We start from the raw sequence: 456 nt of genomic DNA on the forward strand, positions 1-456 counted from the left end.
GCAGGAACAGCGCGTAGGCGTCCTCGGTGGCGGAGGCGCAGATGTAGGCGCCGTTGCCCGCGAAGCTGCCGAAGGAGCCGGCGGAGGAGAAATAGACCAGGAAGTCGAGGTCCTGGCCGTCGACGGCGGTGGCGAGCGCGGCGGCTCCCTCGGTCTTGACGCGGGTCGCGGCGGTGAAGGTCTTCTCGTCGAGATCGGCGAGGGCGTGGTCGTCGAACACCATCGCGGTGTGCACGACGCCGTGCAGGGCGCCGAAGCGGTGGTGCGCCTCGGCGACGGCGGCGGCGAGGTCGGCGGTGGCGCAGGCGTCGCCGCGGATGTGGGCGACGTCGCCGCCGAGTGCACGGATCTCCTCGGCGGCGGCGTGCTGTTCGGGGCCGAGGTCGCCGCGGCTGAACCACACCAGGCGGGCGCGGTGGTGACCGGCGAGGTGGCGGCTGAGTTGCTGGGCGATCC

Annotated in this window: 1 protein-coding gene; it reads right to left on the minus strand. The window is 73.2% G+C overall.

The window, feature by feature from the left end; all coding sequences use genetic code 11:
• The coding region (locus tag IH13_RS0136005; protein WP_031091352.1) for a ketoreductase domain-containing protein at positions 1-456 on the minus strand (456 nt) is incomplete at both ends.

Origin of the sequence: Streptomyces sp. NRRL WC-3549 (assembly GCF_000721935.1) — a bacterium.
Classification (GTDB): Bacteria; Actinomycetota; Actinomycetes; order Streptomycetales; family Streptomycetaceae; genus Streptomyces.